This window comes from Shimia sp. R9_2 (assembly GCF_017743735.1).
Taxonomy (GTDB): Bacteria; Pseudomonadota; Alphaproteobacteria; order Rhodobacterales; family Rhodobacteraceae; genus Shimia.
Map to the genome: position 1 here is coordinate 512,913 of NZ_JAGHRO010000001.1, position 19,321 is coordinate 532,233.

17 protein-coding genes are annotated in these 19,321 nt (G+C 57.4%); 10 read left to right on the forward strand and 7 right to left on the reverse strand.

Translation table 11 applies throughout. The features are described 5' to 3' along the window. Nucleotides 1-7: 7 nt before the first annotated feature. Both J7400_RS02390 and J7400_RS02395 read left to right on the forward strand, forming a co-directional pair. Nucleotides 8-1,036, forward strand: coding sequence for an ABC transporter permease (locus J7400_RS02390; RefSeq protein WP_209058579.1), 1,029 nt, complete (start codon nt 8-10; stop codon nt 1,034-1,036). Next, the gene (locus J7400_RS02395) at nt 1,033-2,184 is read left to right on the forward strand and encodes an ABC transporter permease (protein ID WP_209058584.1); all 1,152 of its coding nucleotides are present in this window, start codon (nt 1,033-1,035) and stop codon (nt 2,182-2,184) included. Before J7400_RS02390 ends, J7400_RS02395 begins: the two co-directional genes overlap by 4 nt. A 57-nt stretch (nt 2,185-2,241) precedes the next feature. Here J7400_RS02395 and J7400_RS02400 read toward each other — a convergent pair whose 3' ends face one another. Then, nucleotides 2,242-2,706 (reverse strand): J domain-containing protein, encoded by a 465-nt coding sequence (locus tag J7400_RS02400; RefSeq protein ID WP_209058586.1) that lies wholly within the window; start codon nt 2,704-2,706, stop codon nt 2,242-2,244. A gap of 129 nt (nt 2,707-2,835) precedes the next feature. Beyond that, the gene (locus J7400_RS02405; protein ID WP_209058588.1) at nt 2,836-5,310 is read right to left on the reverse strand and encodes a mechanosensitive ion channel family protein; all 2,475 of its coding nucleotides are present in this window, start codon (nt 5,308-5,310) and stop codon (nt 2,836-2,838) included. A 157-nt stretch (nt 5,311-5,467) separates the two neighbouring features. Between J7400_RS02405 and J7400_RS02410 the strand changes: the two genes are divergently transcribed. The 8 genes from J7400_RS02410 to J7400_RS02445 are packed head-to-tail and all read left to right on the forward strand — an operon-like array spanning nt 5,468 to nt 13,320. Next, a complete protein-coding gene (locus J7400_RS02410) occupies nt 5,468-6,784 on the forward strand; it encodes a nucleotide sugar dehydrogenase (protein WP_209058590.1) in 1,317 nt (438 codons plus the stop codon). A 36-nt stretch (nt 6,785-6,820) separates the two neighbouring features. Then, a complete protein-coding gene (locus tag J7400_RS02415; RefSeq protein WP_209058592.1) occupies nt 6,821-8,044 on the forward strand; it encodes a glycosyltransferase in 1,224 nt (407 codons plus the stop codon). Further along, nucleotides 8,041-9,288: a glycosyltransferase family 4 protein gene (locus J7400_RS02420; RefSeq protein ID WP_209058597.1), complete on the forward strand. Its 1,248-nt coding sequence runs from the start codon at nt 8,041-8,043 to the stop codon at nt 9,286-9,288. Before J7400_RS02415 ends, J7400_RS02420 begins: the two co-directional genes overlap by 4 nt. Before the next feature lie 4 nt (nt 9,289-9,292). Further along, nucleotides 9,293-10,372, forward strand: a complete 1,080-nt coding sequence (locus J7400_RS02425) for a glycosyltransferase family 4 protein (protein WP_209058598.1) — start codon at nt 9,293-9,295, stop codon at nt 10,370-10,372. Then, nucleotides 10,369-10,956, forward strand: a complete 588-nt coding sequence (locus J7400_RS02430; RefSeq protein WP_209058599.1) for a histidine phosphatase family protein — start codon at nt 10,369-10,371, stop codon at nt 10,954-10,956. The genes J7400_RS02425 and J7400_RS02430 overlap by 4 nt, the downstream gene beginning before the upstream one ends. Next, nucleotides 10,953-12,095, forward strand: coding sequence for a glycosyltransferase (locus tag J7400_RS02435; protein WP_209058600.1), 1,143 nt, complete (start codon nt 10,953-10,955; stop codon nt 12,093-12,095). Before J7400_RS02430 ends, J7400_RS02435 begins: the two co-directional genes overlap by 4 nt. Continuing rightward, nucleotides 12,092-12,847 carry a polysaccharide deacetylase family protein gene (locus J7400_RS02440; RefSeq protein ID WP_209058602.1) on the forward strand — a complete coding sequence of 252 codons (756 nt, stop codon included), beginning with the start codon at nt 12,092-12,094 and terminating at the stop codon, nt 12,845-12,847. Before J7400_RS02435 ends, J7400_RS02440 begins: the two co-directional genes overlap by 4 nt. Beyond that, nucleotides 12,844-13,320 carry a class I SAM-dependent methyltransferase gene (locus J7400_RS02445; RefSeq protein ID WP_209058604.1) on the forward strand — a complete coding sequence of 159 codons (477 nt, stop codon included), beginning with the start codon at nt 12,844-12,846 and terminating at the stop codon, nt 13,318-13,320. Before J7400_RS02440 ends, J7400_RS02445 begins: the two co-directional genes overlap by 4 nt. Nucleotides 13,321-13,354: 34 nt before the next feature. On the opposite strand, the gene J7400_RS02450 is transcribed toward J7400_RS02445, so the two are convergent. The 5 genes from J7400_RS02450 to J7400_RS02470 form a co-directional block, all read right to left on the reverse strand. After that, a complete protein-coding gene (locus J7400_RS02450; RefSeq protein WP_209058606.1) occupies nt 13,355-15,010 on the reverse strand; it encodes a U32 family peptidase in 1,656 nt (551 codons plus the stop codon). Between the two features lie 134 nt (nt 15,011-15,144). After that, a complete protein-coding gene (locus J7400_RS02455; protein ID WP_209058608.1) occupies nt 15,145-15,891 on the reverse strand; it encodes a sulfite exporter TauE/SafE family protein in 747 nt (248 codons plus the stop codon). Between the two features lie 38 nt (nt 15,892-15,929). Beyond that, nucleotides 15,930-16,787 carry a 3-keto-5-aminohexanoate cleavage protein gene (locus tag J7400_RS02460; RefSeq protein WP_209058610.1) on the reverse strand — a complete coding sequence of 286 codons (858 nt, stop codon included), beginning with the start codon at nt 16,785-16,787 and terminating at the stop codon, nt 15,930-15,932. Between the two features lie 3 nt (nt 16,788-16,790). Next, entirely contained in the window at nt 16,791-17,603 is an 813-nt protein-coding gene (locus tag J7400_RS02465) for a TIGR03084 family metal-binding protein (protein ID WP_209058612.1), read from the reverse strand. A 96-nt stretch (nt 17,604-17,699) separates the two neighbouring features. Next, on the reverse strand, nt 17,700-19,319 hold the full coding sequence (locus tag J7400_RS02470; protein ID WP_209058614.1) for a carboxyl transferase domain-containing protein: 1,620 nt from the start codon (nt 19,317-19,319) through the stop codon (nt 17,700-17,702). Nucleotides 19,320-19,321: the final 2 nt, after the last annotated feature.

Sequence of the window (19,321 nt, forward strand, 5' to 3'; positions counted from 1 at the left end):
GCAAGGAATGGCTCTGCTGCGGTTCGCGGTTTTCCGGTTTCTAACCATGCTTGCGACACTTCTGGTGGTGTCGGTGTTGGTGTTTGTCATCATCAACCTGCCGCCGGGGGACTATCTGTCCAATCAAATCAACGAGCTGCGCGCGACCGGGCAATCCAATGGGATCGCCAAGGCGGAGTTCCTTCGGCAGGAGTACTCACTCGATCAACCTTTGTGGAAGCAATATCTGATCTGGGCCGGGTTCATGCAGGGGCCGCATGGTTTTGCGGGGCTTTTGCAGGGCGAGTTTGGCTGGTCCTTTGAGTTCGACAAGCCGGTGGCTGATCTGGTCGGCGGTGCGCTTTGGATGACGGTGCTGGTCAATCTGGCTGCGGTGCTTTTCATCTATGCTGTGGCGCTGCCGCTTGGCGTTCTGGCTGCGGCGAAATCCAAAACCTGGATTGACTATACCTCTGCGTTCATTGGCTATCTTGGTCTCGCGACGCCGAACTTCTTGCTGGCGCTGATCCTGTTTTATTACGGCAACCGCTATCTCAACCTGCCGATTGGTGGGTTGATGGATCCGCAGTTCGAAGGTGAACCGATGAGCTTTGAGAAGATGAAGTCGGTTCTGGTCCACTTGATCATTCCAACCTTTGTGATTGGCACGTCAGGCGCGGCGGCGATGATGCAGCGGTTGCGAGCGAACCTGCTTGATGAACTAGGTAAACCCTATGTGGAAACAGCGCGGGCCAAAGGTATGAGCGAGCCGCGTATGCTCACCAAATATCCCCTTCGCGTGGCTTTTAACCCATTTGTGGCCGACATCGGCACGCTTTTGCCTTCACTGGTCTCTGGTTCGGTTCTGGTGTCTGTGGTTTTGGGGTTGCAAACCATCGGGCCGCTGCTGCTGTCAGCGCTTAAGTCGCAGGATCTGTTCCTGTCCGCTTTTGTGTTGATGTTTGTGGCGCTTCTTACGCTGATTGGCACGCTGGTGTCCGATCTCTTGCTCGCGCTGCTTGATCCGCGCATTCGATTTGGAGGGCGGGAGCGATGAGCATTCAGCCAGACGGGCGTTTTGTCGATCAGGCCCCTTATAATCCCGAAGCAGCGGCAGAGGCGCGTAGCGCCGAGTTGGATATGTCCAACGCGCGGTTGCTGTGGTTGCGCTTTAAGCAACATAAGCTTGGCTTGATCTCAGCCATTTTTCTGCTCCTTGCCTATCTGTCGCTGCCTTTTGCTGGCTTCATTGCGCCTTATGGGCCCAACGAGCGTTTGGAAGATTACATCTACGCCCCGCCGCAGCGGATGCATTTCATTCATGACGGCCGCTTCATAGGCCCGCATGTTTATCCGACCACGGCGGAAATGGATCTGGAGAGCTTTAGTTGGAAATACGTGCCGGATACCGACACACCAATGATGCTTGAGTTCTTCTGCGAAGGGGCTGACTACAAGCTCGCGGGGTTCATTCCGGCGAACACGCATTTTTTCTGCGCTCCTGAGGGAGCGACGCTGTTCCTCTTTGGTGCGGATCGATTGGGGCGCGATGTGTTTTCACGCATCCTTTATGGCGCGCAGCTTTCCCTGACTGTCGGGCTTGTGGGCATCACTGTTTCCTTTGTGATCGGGATCATTCTGGGTTCGATCGCTGGCTATTTTGGCGGCTTTCTGGATTGGTTCATCAACCGAGTGATTGAAGTCTTGCGCAGCCTGCCAGAGCTGCCCCTGTGGCTCGCGCTGTCGGCGGCTGTGCCTTCTCACTGGGGGCCCGTGGCGGTGTTTTTCATCATCTCGATCATCCTTGGTATTCTCGACTGGCCGGGGTTGGCCCGTGCGGTGCGCTCCAAATTCCTGAGTTTGCGCGAAGAAGAATTTGTGAAAGCCGCTGAGATGATGGGGGCGAAGCCAAGCCGGGTGATCAAAAAACACCTTTTGCCCAACTTCCTCAGCCATCTGATCGCCAGCGCGACGCTCTCGATCCCGGCGATGATTTTGGGGGAAACGGCGCTGAGCTTCTTGGGGTTGGGGTTGCGCGCGCCAGCGGTGAGTTGGGGCGTCATGCTGAACGATGCGCAGAACCTTGCGTCGATTGAGATCTATCCCTGGACGGCGATTCCGATGCTGCCGATCGTGATTGTGGTTTTGGCGTTCAACTTCTTTGGTGACGGTTTGCGGGACGCGATGGATCCGAACCGAAGCTAACACTGAAAGAGGGTGGTTTGGACCACCCTCAGTGTTTTGGACTAGGTCGCAACAGCTTTAATGGCAGACGGAAAAGAGTGGTCGCCGGGCGGCTGCACTCAGCTTGCGGCGGGTTTCTTCAAAGAGAGAAGAGGCTGCATTCACCAGAGTCTGCTCTTCGCTATTCCATTTGGTCTCAGGTTCTTGTGGCGCTTCCGCTTCGGGTTGCGGCTCTTCCGCCTTTTCACGTTTGGTATTGGTTTGCGCGCGTGATTTGGACTTGGCTGAACGACGTGCCTTTTCTTTCTTTTTGCCCGTTTCTTGGGGCATCTCTTCCGCTTCAATCTTTGCGCGGTGATAGGCTAGCGCGTCGAAGGCTGCGTTGATGTCAGCCATGCGTTGGCTGGCTTCTTCAGGGTCGTCTTTGGCGAGGTCCGGATGGTAGCGCCTGACAAGTTTGCGCCATGCGGAACGCATCTCCTTGTCAGAGACATCCGGAGTCACTTCCAACAGCTCATACGCGTGCTCAATCTCAGGCGACATTCCACCCCCTTCGCGGACCGATCCCATGGTCCGCAACAAATCCCACCATTTTGCTAGCGCATTTACCCTTTGTTTAAAAGCGCAGACGGGGCAAATGGTTAATCTTGGGGTGCTGGCTCATGGGCGCTATCAGCGGTCATCCCCGCCGCTAGAGGCCTCTTCCAGCGCATCCTCGTCAATGGCTGCTTCGACTGCGCCCACAACGGCGTCGCGTTGTTTGGGGCTCAACTCTTCGCCTTTGTCATCATCGGCAATCCGCACGGTGACTTCGCGGTGGGCAAATTTGATGCCTTCGCGCGCAAAGAGCTCGCGGATTTCCTGATAGACCTTTTTGCGCACCAGCCATTGATCACCCGGTTTGGTCATGAATTTCACACGAATGATCATAGCGCTGTCCTGCATCTCGATCACGCCTTGTGATTTCAGCGGCTGGATGAAGTTGTGGCCGATCACCGGATCATCGAGCAATTCGACGCCGAGTTTTTTGACCAGTTTGCGCACCCGCTCCACGTCGGTGTCGTAGGTGACACGCAGCTTGAGTTTCATGATCACCCAATCGCGGGAGTAGTTGGTCAGATACTGGATTTCGCCAAAGGGAATGGTGTGCAGCGGCCCCAAGTGGTGACGCAGTTGGAAAGACCGGACAGAGATCTTTTCCACCGTCCCTTTGACAGAACCAATGTCGATGTATTCGCCTTTGCGGAAGGCATCATCAAACAGGAAGAAGGCGCCGGAAAAGATATCCCGCACCAAGGATTGGGCGCCAAAGCCCACGGCAAGGCCGATAACACCGGCACCGGCGAAGAGCGGGCTGACGTTCACTCCCATTTCCAAGAGTGCGATCAGAACGATGGAGACCACAATGATCACCAGAATGAAGCTGCGGAAAAGCGGCAGCAGCGTTGCGAGGCGACTGGCACCCGTTGCGCCCCCCTCATCACCGGGCGTTGCGCTTACAGCATCGCCGCCCTCATCCTTGATTTTTGTGTCCACCCAGATGCGGAAGGCATGAAAAACGATGTAGCCAATGAAACAGATCACAGCCACATCCAGTGTCTGATCAAAGATATTGGTCTGGACCATCATCTCTTCGGCGCCAAAAATATTAACCGCAGCATACAGGCCGGAAACAAGTGCCAATATCCCCGCAATCCGGCGCGCGAGATCCTCAAAGGTGTGAATGCTGCTCGATTGCATGCGTTCCTGAAACGCACGCAGTTCGGCATCGTCATCCTCGCTTTCCATGATGTCGCCGTCCAGAACCGGACTGGACACCGTCTCCGTTGCAATGCCGTCAATGGTCTCCTGTGCAGCTTCGGCGGCCAAGCGGGCGGCTTCCTGTTCTGCCTCAGCACGTTCCGCCGCTTCATTGGCCGCGCGGACTTTGCGGGCACGGTCAAAGTAGCGCTCGATGATAAAATTGAAGGTTGCATAGACCACAATTGTGGCTGCGAAAATCATATAGGCACCGGCGATTGGCGGAATCGACAGCTCATTGCCCAGCACAATGTCAAAGGCCTGTTCGGTGAAGCCATAGATAACGTAGAGCAGGAAAACAGGTGCCCAGAGTGTGCTGATCAGCCGGATGGGCAGGCTTGCTTCAGGCAGGGCTTTGCCGTTGCGAATGGCGTTGGAAATGGCCTCGCGGTTCACCACCACCATCGCGAGGTTGCCAATGGCAAAGACGCTTAGCAAAACAAGCGTCATGGCTGCAAAGACATCGTAGTTCAGGCCAAGCTGCTTCAACCATTCCCCAAAAACTGCGGTACAGATGTTGAGAGCGCCCAGCGTAAACATCCAGCGGTGCAGGCGTTTTGCATCGCGCGTGGAAAAGCTGGGGATACGATACTGGTCCAGATAGGGCGAGAGGATCATGCGCCAGATCAGCGCGACAATACGGCTGAGGGCGTAGGCCACAAAGATCGAGATCAGCGTGAAGCGGATGGCACTGTCTTCTTCACCACCGATGACCGCTGTGATGATGAAGCCGAGAATGGCGGCCACAACCATGGAAAACGCCACGCCAATCACCCCGCCGACAAAGCGCACCACGAGGAACGGCAACTTTTCGGAATAGCCTTGCGGTGCTTTTTGCACCATTGGCATCACAAAGCGGGCCGCGATTTTTGGGCCGTAGATTCTGCGCTCCGCAAGGGCGCCGAGCAGCAGGAAAACCAGTGACCACAAAAGGGTTCTGACGAAGGCCATGATGGTGCCATCAGGGCTGGAGGCGCGCAGGATGAAGCGAACTTCGTTGATGGCCGCAGGCAGGGCCTGCAAGCGCTTGAAAAAGATGCTCCGCACTTCATCGACTTCTGACTGCGCGCGCATGATGAGGGTGGCACCGTCAGTGGAGGTGTCGGAAGCTTGCGCGGAGCTGCTGGAGGCGGCACTTGCGCCGACAGTTTGCGTTGATCCGTCCGGCTGCAGGATGATGACTTGCATGCCGGTGTTCGCGGCTTCTTGCAAAAGTTGGCTCATGGCTGCGTTTTCTTCGGGCGCGGCGCTTTGAGCGGTGTTCGGCAAAAGAGAGGTCGCTTGAGCTGATGCCATCAATGGCATCAGCAAAATGATGAAGATCATTGCAAACAATTGGCGCAACATGGCGAATAAGCCTCTCAAATCAGTCTTCTTTTGGTCTAACCTTTGAGGCGGCGTCACGCAAATGAGATCATCTCACGTGTGCGGGTGTGGGCGAAACCACGCAGCCAGCGCGTTTTGGCGTGACAAGGGGTTGCAAACAGTTTAGCGGCTGAAACCAATGATAAAAGGTGCAGGCGAGCGGAAGGACCGGTTACAGGTGACCCTCAATACATCAGAGAAAATCGCTGTTTTGGGCTTGGGCTATGTGGGCTTGCCTTTGGCTCTGGGCCTTGCACGCGCCGGATTTGAGGTGGTTGGCTTTGACACCAATGCCAAGCTGATTGAAGGGCTAACTTCCGGGCGCGATCCAAACGGCGAGGTGGCGGTTGAGTCACTGGCGCAGACCACTGCGGTTTTCAGTGATGCCCCAGATGCGCTGAAAGGCTGCTCGGCCTTTATCCTCTCAGTGCCGACGCCGATCACGGATGCAAAGGCACCTGACCTTGGCCCGGTACTGGGCGCTTGCGCGACCATCGCGCCGTATTTGACTGCGAATGCCTTGGTCGTTTTGGAAAGCACCGTGTACCCCGGCGTGACCGAAGAAGTTTGTGGCCCTGCGCTGGCGCAGGCCAGCGGGCTAGCGGCAGGCCGCGAGATCAAGCTTGCCTATTCGCCGGAACGTGTGAATCCGGGAGACGCCGAGCACACGCTGGAAAATGTGGTCAAAGTGGTGGCGGCGCAGGATGCGGAAACGCTTGCCCGCGTAGAGGCGATCTATGGGCCTGTGATTAAGGCTGGTCTGCACAAAGCCAGCTCGATCAAGACGGCAGAGGCTGCAAAGGTCATCGAGAACACGCAGCGCGATCTGAACATCGCTCTGGTGAACGAATTTTCGCTGATCTTTTCCCGTATGGGATTGGACACTCTGGAAGTTCTGGAAGCTGCCGGCACCAAATGGAACTTCCTGCCATTCAAACCGGGTCTTGTGGGAGGACACTGTATCGGTGTCGATCCTTACTATCTGACTTTCCGAGCGGAGCAATTGGGCTATCACCCCGAGGTCATCTTGGCCGGGCGTCGGATCAATGATCACATGGGGCGTCATGTGGCGCAGGAGATGATCAAGGGTATGCTTGCCAAAGGCACCAACCCCTCGGGCGCACGTGTTTTGGTGATGGGGCTTGCATTTAAAGAGAACTGTGCCGACACGCGCAACACTCGCGTGGCCGATATTGTGGACGAGCTGAAAAGCTACAGCGTAGGCGTTGATGTCTGGGATCCCTGGGTCGATCCGGAGGCTGTAAGCGCCGAATATGGCATCACACCCATTCAAAAGGCTGAAAACGGCGTCTATGACGGAGTTGTCGTGGCCGTTGCGCATCGCCAATTTGTAGAGATGGGTGCTGCTGCAATAAGAGACCTCGGAAAGCCTGAGGCATTGCTCTACGATATCAAAGGCGTATTGCCCAAATCCGAGTCGGATTTGCGGTTGTAACGAAGGGTGAGGCACGATTTGTCAGAAGCGCATTCGATGAAAGGCAACTTGGCGGCCAATGCGTCTCCGCGTGTGCTGCTGTATAGCCACGACACTTACGGGCTGGGCCACTTGCGCCGCTCGCGTGCCCTCGCGACCGCGATAACGCAGGCGGACAGCCGTATCTCTGCGCTTATCCTGACCGGATCTCCTGTGGCAGGGCGATTTTCCTTTCCCGACAATGTGGACCATATCCGCCTGCCCGGTGTGACCAAAACACTGGATGGGAACTACGAAAGCGAGCGCCTGGGTCTTCATATCGACGAAACCACTGCGCTCCGCGCCGGATTGATCAAGGCAACTGTCGAACACTTCGATCCAGATGTGCTGATTGTGGACAAAGAGCCGACCGGCTTTCGCGGTGAGCTGTTGCCCGCACTGGAATGGTTGAAGCTGAAGCGCAAGGCGCATTTGATCCTTGGTCTGCGGGATGTGCTGGACGAGCCCAATGTGCTTGCGGCCGAATGGGCGCGTAAAGGTGCCGTTGAGGCAGCGGAGCGATACTATGATGAGACTTGGGTTTACGGCCTACGCTCGATTTATGATCCGACAGCGGGCTTGGAGCTGACCCAAGAGTTTCGCGATAAAATGACCTTCACGGGTTATCTTCAGCGAGAAGCTTTTAGCGACGATGAACCCCCGTCTGAACCGTATATCCTCGTCACCCCCGGTGGCGGCGGTGATGGCGCTGGCATGGTGGACCTGGTGCTGTGCGCCTATGAGGCGGATCCGGATCTCTCCCCACGCGCGCTGTTGGTTTACGGGCCGTTTCTGTCCGGCGAAGTGCGCGCAGACTTTGAGGCGCGCGTGGCCAAACTGAATGGGCGCGTGCATGCGGTCGGCTTTGACAGTCGCATGGAAACCTTGATGCAAGGCGCGCAGGGCATCGTGTCGATGGGGGGGTATAACACTTTTTGCGAAGTGCTCTCCTTTGACAAACCTGTGGTGATTGTCCCGCGCACCCGCCCGCGTATGGAGCAACATATCCGCGCGAGCCGCGCCGAAAGCCTCGGCTTGGTGCGCATGCTGGACGAACGTCGTGATGGTTTCACGCCCGAAGCGATGATCGCCGCCATTCGCGGCATTCCGCATCAACCGAAGCCGAGCGGTGCCTTTGTACCGGGGCTTTTGGACGGGCTGGATGTGGTGTCTGAGCGCACGCTCGCCATGCTGGGCATCTCCCAGCCGAATACCCAGCCGCAGACACAAGGCGTCGCATGACTTCTCAAAGACCGAAGGTGGCGGTGGTGGTCAAAGGCTGGCCCCGCCTGTCAGAGACGTTTATCGCGCAGGAATTGGTGGCGCTGGAAGAAACCGGCTACGATATGGCGCTTTGGTCGCTGCGGTTTCCCACCGATAAGAAACGCCATCCGCTGCATGATCGTTTGAAAGCGCCGGTGCATTATCTGCCGGAATACCTGCACCAAGAACCCCTGCGCGTGTTGCGCAGTGTTTTCGCAGGTATGTCCAAGCCAGAGTTTTGGAAAGCTGCGGCTGTTTGGCTCAAAGATTTGCGGCGGGACATCACCCGCAACCGTGTGCGTCGCTTTGGGCAGGCCTGTGTCTTGGCGCGGGAATTGCCGAGCGACATTGATGTCCTCTATGCGCATTTCATGCACACGCCAGCCTCTGTCACGCGCTATGCCGCGATCATGCGAGATTTGCCTTGGTCGGTCTCAGCCCATGCCAAAGATATTTGGACCTCACCCGAATGGGAGAAACGGGAGAAGCTGCAGGCAGACACATTTGGCGCGGCCTTTCTGGCGACCTGCACAGGCGTGGGGGCGCGTCACCTCGCAGAGCTGGCAGATCGGGATGACCGCGTGGAATTGGTCTATCACGGATTAGATCTGACACGATTTCCAGAGCCCCCAACGCCTCGCGAACCTGATGGGACGGTACGCTTTCTTTCCGTGGGGCGGCTTGTGGAAAAGAAGGGTTTTGATCGTTTGATCGCAGCCCTCGCGTTACTGCCTAAAGATTTGAACTGGCGATGGGAGCATATCGGTGGAGGTGGATCCGGCGCGGTTTTGAAGGCGGAAGCGGAACGACTGGGTATCACGGATCGCATTGTTTGGCGCGGCGCGTGTGACCAGCCCGAGGTGATTGCAGCCTTGCGTGTCTCAGATGTTTTTGTACTGCCAAGTCGCGTTGCTGAGGATGGGGATCGGGACGGCTTGCCCAATGTGCTGATGGAGGCCGCAAGCCAGAAGCTGTGCCTGCTTTCCACGCCGGTATCTGCCATACCGGAGTTCATCACCGATGGTGAGCATGGCGTGTTGAGCAGTGATGCTCCGGAGGCTCTGGCTGAGGCGATGGAGCAATTGGCCCGTAAACCGGCACTGCGCGCGCAGCTGGCCGAAGCGGCCTATGTGCGGCTGACAACGTATTTCTTGATGCAGCCGGGTATTGCGCAACTGGATGCGCGGTTGCAGGCTGCCGTGACGGCGGATCAGAGGGGGTAAAGCGATGGGGCGGATTGCATTTTATGCGCCCTTAAAATCGCCCAACCATACGGTTCCGTCTGGTGAGCGCGAAATCGCACGCAACCTCATGCGGGTGTTGAGCACAGATGACGCTCAGCCGGTGCTGGCATCTGAGCTGCGCAGTTTGGATAAACAAGGGAGCACCGCGCATCAGGCGCAGTTGATCCAGCAGGCGCAAGGCGAAGCTGAAACCTTGATCGCGCGCGGGTGTCGTGAAGGGTGGCAGGCTTGGGTGACCTATCACAATTACTACAAAGCGCCTGATCTGCTCGGCCCAACAGTCTCTAAGGCGCTTGGCATCCCTTATTTGCTGGTGGAGGCAACTCTTGCCAGCAAACGGTTGGGCGGGCCGTGGGATACTTTTGAGCGTCGGGCGTTGGCCGCTTGCGAGGCTGCTGACGCTATTTTTAACTTTACAGAGCGCGATGCCATGGCGTTGCGTGCCGCATTAGGCGTTGAGAAGCTCGTCGGCTTATCGCCGTTTCTGGCAATGGAGACATTGCCGGAGCCAGCAAGTGCGCAAACTCAGAACGTGTTCATGGCGGGCATGATGCGCGCAGGAGACAAGCTGTCTTCTTATCAGATTGCCGCAGAGGCGCTCCGACACATGGGGAATGCCCCTTGGCAGTTAGAGATTGCCGGAGATGGGCCAATGCGCAGCGAAGTTGCCAAGATGATGGCTCCTTTTGGCGATCGCGTCCGCTTCTTGGGGGCGCTCGACGCGGCAGGTATGGCAGCAGCCTATGGGCGGGCAAGAGTGTTCTTTTGGCCCGGTGTGAATGAAGCCTTTGGCATGGTTTATCTGGAGGCGCAGGCGCATGGGGTGCCGGTGGCGGCAGAGGACAGAGCTGGCGTCAACGAAGTCGTCGAGGCAGGCGGATTGATTGCGCAGGGCGCACCAGATCAGCTTGCCAAAGCGCTTGGTCGCGTGCTCAGCGATGTTGCGCACCACAGGTTGCGATCTGAAGCGGCAAGGACTTTGGTGCAGTCGCGGCATTTGCTGCCTGCAGCCAGAAAGACAATCTGGGGTGCGTTGCATCCTCTGATGAAAGAGAGATCATGATCAGACTTGCGATGATGCGACATGGGCATACGGCCTGGAACCGCGCCCATCAAATTCAGGGACGCACGGACATTCCATTGGATGATCAGGCGCGTGCGGATTTGGAGGAGTTTACCCTGCCTGCCCCTTGGGGAGAGGCCGATCTTGTGTCCAGCCCGCTGGCCCGTGCGCGAGAGACGGCGGAGATTGTCGCGGGACGCTCCCCTGAAATGGTGGATGCGCTGACGGAGATGGACTGGGGCCAATGGGAAGGCAAGAAAGGTGTCGACCTGCAGGCCGATCCCAATAGCGGCTTTCGCGATATTGAGGCGTGGGGATGGGATTATCGCCCGCCAGAAGGGGAAAGCCCACGTGAGGTTTGGGCACGCATTGCGCCTTGGCTCTTTGGCTGCGAACGGGACACGCTTGCGGTTTGTCATATTGGTATCATGCGCATGATTTTGGCCAAAGCGCATGGCTGGAACTTCGATGGTCCTGCCCCATTCGCCGTAAAACGGAACCGACTTTTTGTGGTGGAACTTCAGGACGATATGATTAGGGTCGCAGACCCGGAGATAATTCGTTTGGAGAGGCGCAGCGTATGAAAGTTTTGATCGTTGTTACCCACCTTTTGGGCACAGGGCATTTGTCTCGTGCCCTCAATCTGGCGCGCGCATTTGTGGCAGATGGGCATGATGCGGTTGTGCTTTCTGGTGGACGTCCTGCGCCGCACCTCAGCACCGATGATGTACCGTTGATCCAATTGCCTCCGGTGGCTTCTGATGGTGTGGAGTTCAAAAAATTACTGACCGATCAAAACCGGGTTGCTGACGGTGCTTACCTGGAAGCGCGTCGCGCAATGGCGGTGAAAACCGTCAATGAGATGCAGCCCGATGTTGTGATAACTGAGCTGTATCCTTTTGGACGGCGCAGCTTGGCCAAGGAGTTTGTGGCTCTGCTCGAGGCCGTTCATGCACTTGAAACGCGACCCGTTGTGCTGTCGTCGGTGCGCGATATTCTGGAGCCGCCCTCCAAGGTCAGCAAAGCCGGAGATACGCGGGACTTGCTCAAGCAGTTTTATGATGGCGTGCTTGTGCATTCGGATGAAGAACTCACCACATTTGACGTGAGCTGGCCCGTTACCAATGATGTTCGAGCCATGTTGCATTATACAGGCTACGTTGCCCCAGCGGCGCCGGTAGCAGTCGAGAATGGTCCTGGCGTCGGAGAGGTCATTGTAAGCACGGGCGGTGGCTCGATTGGCGAAGAGCTTTATAAATGTGCGATTGCCGCTGCGAAACGCAGCCCGCTACGCTGGCGGCTGCTGGTGGGAGGTGCCGACAAAGACGCACGGGTATCAGAATTGCAGGCCATCGCCAATGATCCCACCATCATCATCGAGCCGGTAAGCCCGGACTTTCGCCAGATGCTGTTGAACGCCGAAGCGACAGTCAGCATGTGCGGGTACAATACAGCGCTGGATGTGTTGCAGACTGGCGTACCCACGGTTTTCGTGCCGTTTTCTGATGCAGGCGAAGTGGAGCAGACATTACGGGCCCGCGCGCTGGCCAGACAGCCGGGCATTGAAGTCTTAAGTTCCGTGGATCTAACCCCTGATAACCTGCTTTCTGAACTGAAGCGGGTGTTGGCGAATGGGAGGCAGCCGCCGACCGATATGCGCATGGATGGGGCTGCAGGAAGCGTGCGTATCGCCCAGCAACTGCTCGCGGAGAAGCGCGGGTGAAGATTGACTGGGGGCCGCTCAGAGCAGAATTTCGGGAGTGGCGTGCTGCCGGGCTGACATTGCCGTTCTGGTGGCGTGACGATGATGCGGTGACACCGACCGATGCGTTGGACCACCTCGGAGCGCTGAGCGCTGCCGTCGAGGTGCCCGTGCATCTGGCAATCATTCCCGAGCAGGCAACTGTGGACTTGGCGCAGACACTCCGTGACACGTTCGTACCGGTTGTGCATGGATGGGCGCATCTGAGCCATACTCCTGAGGGGATCAAGAACGCAGAGTTCGGCGCCGGCCGCCCGCCTGAGGTGGCGCAAGCGGAGTTGGCTGCGGCGCTGGAGCAGATGACATCCCTGTTCGGAAATCGTCTGGCGATGATGTTTGTCCCACCATGGAACAGAATGGATGTGGCGTTGATGCCTGCTTTGGCGGCGCTGGGGTATGATGCGGTATCCACCTATCAGCCGCGCAATCAGCCCTTTGCAGCGCCCGGTGTGGAGCAGATCAATACCCATCTGGATCCGATCTATTGGAGGGGCACCAGAGGGTTGGTGGCGCCGGAAGCCTTGGTTGCACAGCTCATTGCCTTGCTGAAGGATCGGCGCGCTGGCCTCACAGACAATCACGAGCCCTTGGGATATTTGACCCACCATCTTGTGCATGACGACGATATCTGGAATTTTTCCGAACAGTTTTTGAAAGAGATTTGCGATGGGCCTGTGCGGCTCTATCGCCACGACCGAAAGGGCGAATTATGAGCCGATTGAACAGCATGATGCGCCGCTTGGCCGCTCAGGCGGATGGGCTAGAGTGGGCCAACACCATGGTGGACAGCCTCAAAGGCGACTTTCTGGATATGGGCCTTGGCAACGGGCGCACCTATGACCACATCCGGGAAATCGCAGCAGATCGCCGCATCTGGGTGATCGATCGCGCGTTAAACTGTCACCCCTCCTGTGTGCCACCTGAGGAAGATTTTTTGCAGGGCGAAGCCGAAGCGATGCTCAACAAGATGGCAGCTGACGGCACCAAAATCGCTATGGCGCATTATGATTTTGGTTTTGGTGACAAGTCCAAAGACGTTGCCGAAGCGGCACGCCTCTCAGAGCTGATCAAAAAAATCATGTTGCCTGGCGGAGTGCTCGTGTCCGGTCAGCCTTTGGTGGGCTTTGAGCAAGTGCGTGGTCCGACAACCGTCGCGCCTGAACGCTATTATTTCTATAGAACATAAAGAAAAGCCCGGTCACTGACCGGGCTTTTTTGCTTTACTCTGCTGCGGGGAGCTTCAGCTCTGTTGCCTCAGCGCGGCTGAGCATGGAACCCATCTTGCGCTCCTTCAGAACATCGCGCGCTTTGGCGTACATCGGGTCTTCCCAGAAGATCAGGCAGCCGTTGCACCCCTTGCCGCAGCAACCTTCCGTGCCTTTGCGGTTGGTCTTGAAGCGCTTGGTGTTGGTGTCAGCCTCAATCGCCTCCACCAGCGCATCACGCCGACGTTTGTAAGCCGTTTCGTTGGTGCTGTCCTTCACTTCCATCGCCAGCGCCGTCTTGTCGAGCTGAAGGCGCTTCCATTGCTCATCGGTCAAGGCGCGCTCTTTGCGGATGACTGTCATGGGCGGGAAGTTATTACGCAGATCTTCGAGGTCTTCATGCTCAAACAGGGAGAAGGGCATGCGGATTACGGTCTTGGTGGAGCCGTGAATGACGTCTTTTTTCTCTCCGGTTGCAGCGACCTCGTAATCATAGGCGCGAAGTAGGATTGTATTGCGGGCAACAGGGGAGACGATTTCCAACACATCGCCTGGCTCGAGTTTGTTTTTGACTTCCACATGGAAGGCATCATCGACAACTTCGGTTACAAACCCCGCGTATTCCCAATGGGCAATTGCTTGGGTTTGCTCATAACCGTGGGCGAGATTGGTCAGGCGGCCCTTGTGGAACGCCAGCGTGTAGCCGCGGTTGCCCACAGTCTCCAACTCGCTCATGTAGTCAGATGCGTCCCAATTTTCGGGATCTGCGTAGTAGTCATCGATCGCCATCCGGTAGGCGCGCGCAACGATGGCTGCATAGTATTCTGATTTACCGCGCCCTTCGACTTTGAGGCTGTCCACGCCAATGCGCAGATAATCATCCAGCTTGGGCAGCAGACACAGATCTTTGGAGTTGAGGATGTAGCTGCCGCGCTCGTCTTCCTGAATGGGGAGGAACTCGCCGGGCCGTACGCCTTCTTCGAGCAGGAATTCAAACATGTGGATGTTGTCTTCATCCACGATCAATTCTTGCACGGTACCGTCTTTCAGACGCATGTGGAACTTGTAGTTCCAGCGGCAGGAGTTGGCACAGTTGCCTTGGTTGGCACCGCGCTCTGCCATGAAGTTGGACAGCAGGCAGCGACCGGAATAGGTCATGCACATGGCGCCGTGGACAAAGGCCTCAAGCTTGATGTCAGGGCATTTTTCGCGAATCTCTTCCAGCTCAGGGAAGCTGACTTCGCGCGCCAGCACAACGAGATCGGCGCCCTGAGATTGCCAGAACTGCGTGGTCAGCCAGCTTGCGATATTAGCTTGCGTGGAGACATGCAGCGGGATCTCCGGCGCCCGTTCGCGGACGTATTGGAACACACCGGGGTCGGAGATGATCAACCCGTCGGGGTTCACTTTACGCACTGTGTCGATGTACTCATCGAGTTTCGGGATATCTTTGTTATGGCTGAACAAATTCAGCGTCAGATAAGCGCGACGCCCGTGCTCATGGCAGAATTTTACGCCTTCGATCACGTCTTCTAGTGAAAACTCAGACTTTGTCCGAAGGCTCATGTCTGGCGTGCCGAGATAAACGGCATCCGCCCCATAAAGGACGGCCATCTTGAGTTTGCGGAGGCTACCGGCTGGCATCAAAAGTTCGGATCTGTGTTGGGTCATCGCGCGCGCTTTCCTGATCAGGGTGGCGTCATACACCGTTCCCCGTTTCGGGGCAAATGGGGATGAAAAGATGCATCTGCAATACGTCTGTTGTGTCGCGGTATCGCGACGGTGCGGAATTTCAACGCGCTACTTTAGAAAAATGCACTCACCCCGCCCCAGATGAGGCGCAATGCGAGCAACACGAGGATCACGTTGAGTATGCGATGAAAGCCGTGGTCGCTCATCTTGCCCAGCACCTGTTTGCCGACCCAAGTGCCAAAGGCACCTGAGGCGATCAAGCCCGCAATCAAAAGCGCCCAATCCGCAAAGGCGAACCCCAAGAGGCCGAACATCGCAACCTTGAGCCCGTGCTGCACAGTCATCATTGCTGCTTGTAGGGCCACATGGCTGAGGCGATCGAGTTGCAAGGTTTTGACATAGCCGGCCACAAAGGGACCAGTCGCGCCAAAGAACATCGTCAGGAAGCTGGACAGGAGCCCTGTGAATAGAGGCCAGCGGGAGAGCCATTTGGGAGGTTTGGCAAATACCACCCAGAGAATGAATACGCCGACGACGGATTGAACAAGCCAGCCCGGCAAGCTGACCACAACGCTACCGCCAATGGCGACGCCTGCGACGGAGCCGATGACAAAAGCAGGTAAGGCTGCCCAGAGTACATGGCGTAGAAACATCAGTGCCCGGATTGCGTTCGAGCCGAGTTGCACAACACCGTGCACAGGGATGATTGCTGCGGGTGGCAATAGGATTGCGCAGGCCCCCAGAAAGGCGACGCCACCGCCAATGCCAAACGCAGCCGTGATGAAAGACCCCGCGAAACTTGTCAGCAGCAGTGCGATGGCGGCGGCTTGAGCAAGGTCTGGTGGCAGCAAGTCGATCATCCGGCCACTATGGCGGGAAAGGGCGCAGGATCAAGCGCCTAGAATGTGCCCAAGATAGCGCGTGCCTCTTTTGGTGATGCAATCGCCCGGCCTGCATTGCGCGCGCAGGTCGCAAGCGCTTCGATCAGTTGGCCGTTGGAACGCGTTTTTTCTCCATTGGGTAGGTAGAACGTGTCCTCAACGCCGGTGCGCAGCATCCCGCCCAGATCTGCTGCCTTCTGGTGGGTTTCCCAGATCTCAGCGCGGCCGATCAGTGTGGCCTGCCAATGGCTGCCTTCCATGAGGTAGGGCAGTAGAAACTCCAAAAGCACTGGGCTGACTGGCATACCGGAGGCGACACCCATCACGAGGTTGTACTGCGCGCGTTTGGTCATGCCGTTGGCAACATACATGGCAACAGAGCGCACGATGCCGGTGTCAAAACATTCAAATTCCGGCAGGGTGCCCGTCTGAGCCATCACGTCCAGATGGTCCTGAATTTTGTCAGGAGTGTTTTCAAACAGCATCGGCGGCCAGGCCCAATCCCCGTTTGCCCGCAGTTTCAGGTAGTTGAGCGAGCCTGCGTTGCAGGCGGCGATCTCCGGTTGCAGGGCGCGCAGAACATTGAGGGGGCCGGAGTAATCTGACCCGATTGCGCCAGTGGTCGCGTTGATAAGGATGCCGGGGCAGGCATCGCGGATCGCCCTTACAATTTCCATTGCCACCTCGGGATCCCAGCTTGGCAAATGGCCTTTGCCAGGCTCTTGCTGTCGGAAATGGATGTGGATCACACTTGCGCCCGCATCCATGGCTTCCCTTGCGGAGGCGGCACATTGTGCTGGAGTTACGGGCACGGGGTGCTTTGCCGGGTTGGTCAGCACGCCATTCAGCGCGCAGGTGAGGATCGCCTTATCCATGGATCACCCTTGATCTGTGGCGCTCAGGCGGTGACGGCTGCCCGGCGCAGGTGGTGTTTCCGGCGGGCCTGCAAAGCATTGCGCGTTGGCCATCCATGTCTGCGCCACGTTGCCGGTGGCAATTAATGAGGTATCGGCAAAAGCCCGAGTTTGTGTGACAACTGCAGCGAAGTCGACCGCCGACCCGCTGATGGTGTTTTCGGTATCTTCACCAAAGGACCAGATGTCCCCGGACGGAGCGGTGAGAGAGAGCTTTGGCATGGCCTCAGGCACAGGCAGGCTGTGAACCTGATGGGACCAGCCGAATGTGTTGACCCCAAGCACGACGATGTTTTTGATCCGGTCCGCCTCGGCGCGGGTTTTGCCAAGCAGGTCGAAGATCTCAAAGCCATGCGCCCAGGTTTCCATCTGGCGCGCGGTGATCGAGGAGCGCGCTGACATGGAGGGCCCCACCCAGCTGAGCCGCGCTTTGGGATCCATGTCGCGCCAGCGGCGCGCCATTTCACGCACTTTGTTGATCCATAGGCTCCGCAAAGCGGTGCCGCGTTCGGTGATCGCTTCATTTTCCGCGCCGCGCATGGAGCCGGTGTCTTTGAGTGAGGCCATGACGGCACCAACTTGTTTTTGCAGCGCGGCCTCATCGGTGGCGGAAAGATCGGCGGCGATGTTCCAGAAATGCAGATGCACAAGAACATCTTCGATGCTCCAGTCTTTGAATTGGGTTGTCATGCGCAACTCCGCGTCGCTCAGGTCTGCGATGGCGGCGTGTAGCGTTTCGGATTCGGCGAGGAAGTCGTCAGCTTGGGTGAGGGTCATAATTGGTCTTTCACGGTGGGGCTTCGTGCGGAGTTGATGCGCGGCTGAGTATCTTGATGTGGCGTGCGGACTTGGCTGAGGTCGGGGCAGGGCTCGTCACATCCGCGCTACACCAAAGCTGTTGGGGTTGAGGTTTCGACGTCGCGCCTCCGCCACGGTATCCAGGCAGAAGGCGATTATCTTGCGGCTTTCGCGGGGGTCGATCACGCCATGGTCAAGGACTTTCCCTGAGGTGAAGAAGGGGGAGCTCTGCGCATCAAAGAGATTTTCGATGGCCGCTTCCTGCTTCGCGATACGCGCTTCATCAAGCTCCACACCCTTGCGGGCAGCGCCAGCACGCGCCACGAGCGACATGGTTTTGGCGGCCTGCGCCCCGCCCATGACGCCGGAGCGGGAGGTCGGCCAAGAGAACAAGAAGTCAGGTTGGTAGGCGATGCCGCACATGCCGTAGTTGCCCGCTCCGAAAGAGGCGCCGCAGTAGAGCGTGATCTTAGGCACACGGGCATTGCTGACTGCTTGGATCATTTTAGAGCCATGTTTGATCATTCCCGCCTGCTCATAGGCAGTGCCGACCATGTAGCCTGTGGTGTTGTTTAAGAACACAAGCGGCGTACCGGCCTGATCGCAGGCTTGTATGAAGTGGGTTGCCTTATTGGCACCCGCCGGATCAATTGGGCCGTTGTTGGCAATGATACCGACTGTATGGCCATGAATCTGAGCTTGGATACAGAGTGTGGCAGCGCCGAAGCCTGATTTGAATTCATCAAAATCTGAGCCATCCACCAGCCGAGCAACAAGTTCACGAGCATCATAAGGGGTGGTCCAGTCAGCCGGGACAACGCCCGCTATTTCGTCAGTATCATAGCGGGGGGTGTCAAAACTGCGGATATCAGGCATCTGCAAGTCTTTGTTCCAATCGAGCCGGGATATCACCCGACGGGCCAACGCGATGGCGTGAACATCATCTTCGGCCAGATACTCGACGAGGCCAGAGGTGGTCGCGTGCATTTCTGCTCCGCCGAGATTTGCGTCCTTGGCGACTTCGCCTGTTGCGGCATTTACCAAAGCCGCACCCGCCAGCGCCGCCATCCCGTTTTTCTTCACGCCGATCACATAGTCAGACAGTCCCGGCATATAGGCGCCACCGGCAGTGGAAGGACCATGCAGCACGGCAATGGTGGGCAGGCCTGCGGCAGAAAGGCGGGCGAGGTTGCGAAAGACACCGCCACCCAGAGCCCAATCTTCCACCCGATAGTTCATCAGGTTTGCCCCTGCGCTTTCGACTAGATGCACAAATGGCAGCTTTTGGCGCAAGGCGATGTCTTGCGCAGACAGGATGGCCTGCAAAGACATTGGGGAAAGTGCGCCTGCGTTGATGCCGCTGTCGTCCACCACAACCATGCAGCGCACACCGGAGACAAAGCCAATTCCCATCAAAAAGGTCGCGCCGGGCAGGGAGGTGTCAGGATCGTCGCTGTCTTGGAGATAGCCCGCAAGGCTGTGTAGGCGCAAAAACGCCATGCCAGGGTCCAGCAGGCGTCCCAGTCGTTCGCGCGGGGTGATCTGCCCACGTGCGGCGAAACGTTCCCGGCGTTCTTCGGATTTATCTGCGGTCCGCTTCTCCAGGGCGCGCAGTTCATCAACCGCCGCCAACATAGCAGCGCGGTTCGCCGCAAACTCCGGTGAGTCTGGCGTGATGGATGTGCTCCTCCACATGG